Source organism: Caballeronia humi, assembly GCF_001544475.1.
GTDB classification, from domain to species: Bacteria; Pseudomonadota; Gammaproteobacteria; order Burkholderiales; family Burkholderiaceae; genus Caballeronia; species Caballeronia humi.
The window spans coordinates 1-4778 of record NZ_FCNW02000127.1 but is presented as its reverse complement, the minus strand read 5'-3'; the positions used below and the strand labels follow the sequence as shown (position 1 = coordinate 4778).

At 63.0% G+C, this 4778-nt stretch carries 4 protein-coding genes and 2 pseudogenes; 2 read left to right on the top strand and 4 right to left on the bottom strand.

Going from position 1 to position 4778, the window contains the following annotated elements; translation table 11 throughout:
• The 4 genes and pseudogenes from AWB65_RS36130 to AWB65_RS34215 form a co-directional block, all read right to left on the bottom strand.
• A pseudogene (locus AWB65_RS36130) lies at positions 1–147 on the bottom strand (2-methylcitrate synthase); the annotation flags it as partial.
• Positions 144–1043 carry a methylisocitrate lyase gene (prpB, locus tag AWB65_RS34225; protein WP_087671190.1) on the bottom strand — a complete coding sequence of 300 codons (900 nt, stop codon included), beginning with the start codon at positions 1041–1043 and terminating at the stop codon, positions 144–146. The pseudogene AWB65_RS36130 and the gene prpB, both read right to left, overlap by 4 nt.
• 2 nt (positions 1044–1045) lie before the next feature.
• Entirely contained in the window at positions 1046–2059 is a 1014-nt protein-coding gene (locus AWB65_RS34220) for an HpcH/HpaI aldolase/citrate lyase family protein (RefSeq protein WP_087671191.1), read from the bottom strand.
• 150 nt (positions 2060–2209) lie between these two features.
• Positions 2210–3196 (bottom strand): malate dehydrogenase, encoded by a 987-nt coding sequence (locus AWB65_RS34215; RefSeq protein WP_087671189.1) that lies wholly within the window; start codon positions 3194–3196, stop codon positions 2210–2212.
• A gap of 538 nt (positions 3197–3734) precedes the next feature.
• Here AWB65_RS34215 and AWB65_RS34210 point away from each other — a divergent pair.
• Both AWB65_RS34210 and AWB65_RS34205 read left to right on the top strand, forming a co-directional pair.
• Positions 3735–4520, top strand: coding sequence for a GntR family transcriptional regulator (locus tag AWB65_RS34210; RefSeq protein ID WP_087671188.1), 786 nt, complete (start codon positions 3735–3737; stop codon positions 4518–4520).
• A 169-nt stretch (positions 4521–4689) separates the two neighbouring features.
• Positions 4690–4778: pseudogene (locus AWB65_RS34205) on the top strand (succinate dehydrogenase, cytochrome b556 subunit); the annotation flags it as partial.

Genomic DNA, 4778 nt, shown 5'->3' with positions numbered 1-4778 from the left:
GTAGCCGCGATAGTGCAAGTCGTTACCCGTCTTGCCGACGGTGCACAACGCGGTGTTTCCCGCCGTCACACCTGACAGCGCAACGGATTTCTTCGGCTTGAATCCGCCTGCAGCGGCCGGCGCTTCACTCGTTACGGTATCGCTCATCGCCCCACGTCTCCCTTGTTCTGATTGAACAGCGCGTCGAGCTTCTGCTCGTATTCGTGATAGCCGATGCTTTCGTAAAGCTCGTTACGCGTTTGCATCGTATCGACGACGGCCTTCTGCGTGCCGTCGCGGCGAATCGTCTGATAGACGTTCTGCGCGGCCTTGTTCATCGCGCGAAACGCAGACAGCGGATACAGCACGATCGATACATCCACGCCGCGCAGTTCGTCGACCGTAAAAAGCGGTGTCGAACCGAACTCGGTGATGTTCGCGAGCACCGGCACCTTCACGGCATCGACGAATTGCTTGTACATGCCGAGCTCGGTCATCGCTTCGGGGAAGATCATGTCGGCGCCGGCCTCGACGCACGCCTGCGCGCGCTCGATCGCCGCCTGCAAGCCCTCGACTGCCAGTGCATCCGTGCGCGCCATCACGACGAAGTTCGCGTCGGTGCGCGCATCGACGGCCGCCTTCACGCGATCGACCATCTCCTGCTGCGACACGATCGCCTTGCCCGGCCGATGCCCGCAGCGTTTCGCGCCGACCTGGTCCTCGATGTGCATCGCGCCCGCGCCCGCCTTGATCAGGGACTTCACCGTGCGCGCGATGTTGAACGCGCTCGGGCCGAAACCGGTATCGACGTCGACGAGGAGCGGCAGGTCGCAGACGTCCGTGATGCGGCGCACGTCGGTCAAGACGTCGTCGAGCGTCGAGATGCCGAGGTCGGGCAAGCCGAGCGAGCCCGCCGCGACGCCGCCGCCCGACAGGTAGATCGCCTTGAACCCGGCGTGCTTCGCGAGCAGCGCGTGATTGGCGTTGATCGCGCCGACGAGTTGCAGCGGCTTCTCGGCGGCGACGGCGGCGCGAAAGGCGGCACCTGCGGAAGTGATCGTCATGTTCAGCTTCCTTTCGTGTTGGGTTCATCAGGCCCGAAGAGCGCGGCGGCGCCCTCTGGTAAAACCTGGCTCGTCGCCTGCGCGCGTCGCAGCACCGACCAGTAATACCGATAGCTCGCGCGATCGTGCAGCGTGTCGTGCTGACGCGTCGGCCCCCACTGTGCCGCCTGCGCCGCGAGCAGAATCTCGGCGGCGATATCGATTTCATCGGCGCGGGGCGAAAAAGCGGCGACGATCGGCTGAATCTGATCGGGATGGATGCTCCACATCCGGGTATAGCCGAACTCGTTGCGCGCACGCTCCGCGTCACTCGCGACGACGCTCATGTCGCGCACTTCCGTCGACACGTTGTGCGACGCGACCTTGCCGTGCGCGTGGCACGCCGCCGCGATCTCCAGCTTAGCGCGCCGCACGAGCGGATGATCGAACTGGCCAGGCGAGCGCATCGCGGTATCGGGGATCGCGCCGTTGTGGGCGGACACAAAATCCATCAAACCGAAGCTCAGCGCTTCGACGCCCGGCAGCGCGGCAAGTTCGAACACTTGCGCGAGTGCGCCGTGCGTTTCGATCAGCAGATGGCAAGGAACAGGCTGCACGACGCCGAATTCGCAGCGCGTCGCTTCGACGAATGCGACCATTTCGGCGGCATCGTAGACGCTGCGGATTTTCGGGAGCGTGATGTAGGCTGGCGCTCGCCGGGAATTGCGCAGGATGATGCGCACGTCGTCACGCCAGGCGCGGTTCTGGAAATCGTGGATGCGCACGCCGACGCGCCCGAAGCGGTCGTCCTCGCCGCCGATGAACGATGCCACGAGTTCCGCGTGCGTCGCTTCCTGGCCGACTTGCGCGCCGTCTTCGCAATCGAGCGTGATGTCGAAGACGGGCCCGAGCTGCGCCTGGATGCCAAGCGACTTCCTGATCAGCTTTTCGCTGCCGGCATAGTGATCGCACGGCGGCAAAACCGCAGGTTGCACTTCGCCGTCAAACAGCACTTCGGCGGGGGTGAGAGCGCGCATCGTCGGCGTCGGGTCGAGTTGGGGGATGAAAGGAACCGATTCGAACGCGCTCGGCGTCAAGCCAAACGCGCTCGGATCGGCCGCGAACGCTGCTTCAGGCGTTCGCGATCCGTGCAGGACCGCTTCGATCAAGCGGCCCTGCGGCGAACTTTATTTGCCAAGCAGATGCGCGACACCATCGCGCTCTTCGAGCAGTTCGTTCAGCGTGCCGTCCATCTTTTCACGCGAGAACGCATCGATTTCCAGGCCTTCAATGCGCTTGTACTCGCCGTTTTCGCACGTCACCGGCACGCCGTAGAGGATGTCTTCGGGGATGCCGTACGAGCCGTCCGACGGAATGCCCATCGTGACCCACTTGCCGTTCGTGCCGAGCACCCAGTCACGCACGTGGTCGATCGCCGCATTCGCCGCCGATGCCGCCGACGACAGCCCGCGCGCCTCGATGATCGCCGCGCCGCGCTTGCCGACGGTCGGGATGAACGTGTTGCGGTTCCATTCGTCGTCGCTGATCAGTTTCGTGAGCGACTCGCCGCCGGCGGTGGCGAAGCGGAAGTCGGGGTACATCGTCGGCGAGTGGTTGCCCCACACGGCCAGCTTTTCGATCGATGCGACCGGCTTGCCCGACTTCGCGGCCAGTTGCGACAGCGCGCGGTTGTGGTCGAGGCGCAGCATGGCGGTGAAGTTCTTCTTCGGCAGGTCCGGCGCCGACTTCATCGCGATGTACGCGTTCGTGTTCGCCGGGTTGCCGACCACCAGCACCTTCACGTCGCGGCTCGCGACGTCGTTCAGCGCCTTGCCCTGAACCGTGAAGATTTCCGCGTTGGCCGAGAGCAGATCCTTGCGCTCCATGCCCTTCGAGCGGGGACGCGCACCAACGAGCAGCGCGACGTCGGCGTCCTTGAACGCGACTTTCGGGTCGTCCGTGGTGACGACGCTGTCCAGCAGCGGGAATGCGCAGTCTTCCAGTTCCATCACGACGCCCTTCAGGGCGTTTTGCGCTTGCGGCAGGTCGAGCAGTTGAAGGATCACCGGCTGGTCTTTGCCGAGCAGATCGCCATTGGCGATGCGGAACAGCAGCGAGTAGCCGATTTGACCTGCGGCGCCGGTGACGGCAACGCGCTTTGCGGACTTAGCCATTGAGAACTCTCCTGGACGGTGCGTGAGACGCTAGGGAAAACGCCATTTTATGCGCGTTACGCGAAGCGTTGATGAAGCATGTCAGCCGTGCTGTCCGGGATCACGCGCAAAACGCCGTGGAATCACGCTGGGTCGCGCGATAGCGGGCGTTCGAGCTGCATGAAGCGCGGCGGCGCGACTGCCATGCCAAGATTCTTCCATGAGCGTGGGGCTGCGCGCGGCGGCGGCGCCGGGTCTCGTCGCACAGGAGGCGTTTCGAGAAGGCGCGGGACGTTGCAAGGCGGTACACAGGCAGCGGCGGGCGAATCGAAAGCCGTTCGGCGTGAGGCGATGAAGCGGCGGGGCGTGCCAGATTACGTGAGACATTGACCGGAAACTGTTCGATGCGCACCGGATCAATAACCCGCAAACCCTTGCTCAACAAGGAGTGTAGGATTCACCGGACATAAAGTCAACAGTATCTTATGTCTTATATAAGACATAGGAATTGTCGGGAAATAGGTGGACGCCACGCGGGCCTTTATGATGAAATGCGCGCATGAATTCGAACCCGGCGACGACGACCCCCACGAACGGCGCTGGTGCGACGGAAGTTGCACCGGCTTCGTCGCCGACGTTCAGCCCGCTCTATCAGCAAATCAAGGCGCTCATTACGCAAGGGCTCGAATCGGGTGAATGGAAGCCCGGCGAGATCATCCCGAGCGAAGTCGAACTCGCGGGCCGCTACAAAGTGAGTCAGGGCACGGTGCGCAAGGCGATCGACGAACTCGCCGCCGACAACCTGCTCGTGCGCCGTCAGGGCAAGGGCACGTTCGTTGCGACGCACAACGAAGACCGCGTGCAATTTCGCTTCCTGCGCCTCCTCCCCGACGACGGCGATGCTCATCCCCACGTCAGCCGTCTGCTTGAATGCCGGCGCCTGCGCGCGCCCGCCGAGATCGCGCGCCAGCTCGACCTGAAGCCTGCTGACCCCGTCGTTCTTATCAGGCGCTTGTTGCAATTCGATGGCGAAACGACTGTCTTCGATGAAATCTGGTTGCCGGGCGCCGTGTTTCGCGGCTTGACGGCCGAGCGTCTCGCCGACTACAAGGGCCCGCTTTACGCGATGTTCGAGACCGAGTTCGGTACGCGCATGATTCGTGCGTCCGAGAAGATTCGCGCGGTTGCAGCCGATGCGCCGGTCGCCGAATTACTGAAAGTGGCCCCCGGTTTTCCGCTGCTGTCCGTCGAACGAGTGTCCTATACGTACGGCGACCGACCGGTCGAAGTGCGTCGCGGCTGGTATGTCACGACCGGCTATTACTATCAGAACGACTTGAGTTGAAAGAGATGATGAACGGACGGCGCACCGGACCGCAACCGATGTGCAAGTCCCTCGAGAGTCGCCTTTCTATCGCGAGTTGCAAAGGCATTTTCTGCGGCGTTTCGCTGCAGCGCGAGATGAAAAGGCGCTAAAATCGCGGATTAGTGTGATAACAATGTTGGGGTCTAGCATGGCTGAAGCCGTAAAAAAACCAAGGCCCGAGTTCCGTAACATCGGGATCGGTCAACTCGCGAAGTATCGCCTGCCGCTGGCGGGCAA